At 34.5% G+C, this 2,232-nt stretch carries 3 protein-coding genes; all 3 read left to right on the top strand.

Going from position 1 to position 2,232, the window contains the following annotated elements; all coding sequences use genetic code 11:
* The first annotated feature begins 263 nt into the window (after nt 1-263).
* Nucleotides 264-1,463 carry a tyrosine-type recombinase/integrase gene (locus B4J23_RS09670; RefSeq protein WP_148334534.1) on the top strand — a complete coding sequence of 400 codons (1,200 nt, stop codon included), beginning with the start codon at nt 264-266 and terminating at the stop codon, nt 1,461-1,463.
* Nucleotides 1,464-1,590: 127 nt separating this feature from the next.
* Nucleotides 1,591-1,848 carry a hypothetical protein gene (locus tag B4J23_RS09665; RefSeq protein WP_082180566.1) on the top strand — a complete coding sequence of 86 codons (258 nt, stop codon included), beginning with the start codon at nt 1,591-1,593 and terminating at the stop codon, nt 1,846-1,848.
* A gap of 90 nt (nt 1,849-1,938) precedes the next feature.
* A complete protein-coding gene (locus tag B4J23_RS09660; protein ID WP_291360282.1) occupies nt 1,939-2,187 on the top strand; it encodes a hypothetical protein in 249 nt (82 codons plus the stop codon).
* The last annotated feature ends 45 nt before the right edge of the window (nt 2,188-2,232 follow it).

Below are 2,232 nucleotides of genomic sequence, written 5' to 3'. Positions count from 1 at the left end.
TAGCTCAGTTGGTTAGAGCAGCGGACTCATAATCCGTTGGTCGACAGTTCAAGTCTGTCTGGGCCCACCAAATTCATGTATTTATATAGTAAAATACATACTTAAACCCTTAATTCTAAAAGAGTTAAGGGTTTTTTAATGTCTTAAGAATACTCAGGTGTACTCGTATAAAAACACCCTATTTGTATCCTGGCTTGTATCCTGTATAAAAAATAGAACTCAGGATACAGGAGCCTAGTTTAATCTAGGAAAATCAAAATTTTATGGCTAAATCTAAATTACTCACAGATACCCAATATGCAGCGTTAAAAGCACAAGAATCTGAGTACAGAGTTTCCGATGTTTCAGGTCTGTATTTAAAAGTTGGTGTAACAGGTAAAAAGTCATGGCAGTTAAGATTTAAGAGTACAGTTGGTAAGTGGACATGGCTTGGGTTAGGAAGTTACCCCGTAATCTCAGTCAAAGAAGCACGATCATTGGCGATTAAATATCAAAATGGTGAAATTATTTTAAAAACTAAAAATGAGAAGTTATTGGAGGCGAAACAACAAGAGAATATGTTGTTTGGTAATTTACTGATTAAATGGATGAATACGAAAAAAGGTGTATGGACTGATAAAACTTTTAAGAAAGAATATCAGTCTATAGAAAGGCATATATTGCCAGTATTTGGTCAACGTCTATCTAAAGAAATTTCTGCGTCTGAGTGGAAAGAATTTTTCAGAAAAAAACAATTAAATGAAGGGATATTTAATCGTCTTGAAAAATTAATTTCGTATTGTCGTAATGCGTATGATTATGCAATTGATGATAATTTAATCAGCTACAACCCTCTTGCAAGAGTACGAAAAGGCCTAGCAAATCATACTGCAGGTTCAATGAAACATGTCGTAATGGATGAACTTCCAGACCTTGTTAATGCAATCCGTAATTATCGCTCTGAAACTACTAGTATTGGACTCGAATTGCTAGTAGTGCTATTTCCTAGGCCTGGTGAGTTAAGAGCCGCACGTTGGGATCAATTTGATTTTGAAACAAGCGTATGGCTTAGACCTGCAGATATTATGAAAAGGAGAATAGCTCATGCGATACCGTTACCAAAGCAAGCAATTAAATTATTGCTTCGATTAAAAGAGATTTCAGGGGATGGCAATGAATATTTGTTTCCATCAAGAAGTAATTCAAATGAAAAATTTATATCTGACGTGACCTTCAATTCAGCATTGAAACGAATGGGGTATGCGGGGAAGCAAGATCCTCATGGATTTCGGCACATTGCGAGTACCTATTTGAATGATGTTTTTAGCGACAAAGAGCAAGTGATTGAATCAGCATTGTCTCATCAAAAGTCAGGTGTGAAGGGTGCCTATGATAAAGGTGCTCACTTAAGGGAAAGGGTGGATATTATGCAATTTTGGGCTGACCACTTGGATTCGATCTGCGGCGAAAGAATATTTGATTAGCGTGTTCTTGTTATAATTTTAAAAGCCGAAACGTTATTTTCGGCTTTTTTTTGCCAAATAGGACGGTTGAAGATGTCATTTTTCTAATGTGTGTATATTAATTAGTTTTGATAGGTGTAATAACTTTATGAAACCTTTACTAAATCCCCATAGGAACATAAATCCAACTTTAATCAAACTTCGTGAAGAAAATGTATGGCGTTGTTCAAGTAGTTTAGTATGTGAAATTTTAGAAATTAATCGTCAGCAACTCATCAAACTTCTAAATGCCTTTCCTAATTTTCCAAAACCCATGAGAGATCGAGAGACTCGACAAGCAGTGATGTACTTTGATGTTGATGAGATTTTTCAGTGGTGCATAAATGAATTTCATTCTGATTTTTGAGCAAAATTGAACGAATCGAGACGGTTGGAAAAATATTTTTTTTAGTTTGCTATGATTTTTTCTTTTTTTGAAAAAATACTTATGTTGGAAATGAATATACCACAATCAACTGTAATTCAAGCAAGTGAACCGTTCGCTTTAAAGTTTAATGATGTAGCAAAAAAATTAGGATTATCGAGGACGGGACTAAACTTTTTGATCGCAAAGAATCCCGATTTTCCAAGACCTTTTAAGCTGTCAGATGGTGAAAAAGCGCATAACTACTTTGATTATATGGAGGTGTTAAATTGGTATGAAATACAGAAAAATAATAGATCTTCTGTTAGTAATAAAAAATAAAGTGGTTTATATAGGAACGTTTAGATAATGGAGCAAGGTTAGAGA

The sequence above is a fragment of the Acinetobacter sp. UBA3025 genome (genome assembly GCF_002367915.1).
Lineage (GTDB): Bacteria > Pseudomonadota > Gammaproteobacteria > Pseudomonadales > Moraxellaceae > Acinetobacter.
The sequence above is the reverse complement of the archived record's forward strand: the minus strand, read 5'-3'. Positions and strand labels throughout refer to the sequence as shown.

Bases quoted from the DNA above. Each gene is read 5' to 3' on its own strand.
- B4J23_RS09665 (WP_082180566.1), top strand. From the start codon at position 1,591: ATGAAACCTTTACTAAATCCCCATAGGAACATAAATCCAACTTTAATC.
- B4J23_RS09660 (WP_291360282.1), top strand. From the start codon at position 1,939: ATGAATATACCACAATCAACTGTAATTCAAGCAAGTGAACCGTTCGCT.
- B4J23_RS09670 (WP_148334534.1), top strand. From the start codon at position 264: ATGGCTAAATCTAAATTACTCACAGATACCCAATATGCAGCGTTAAAA.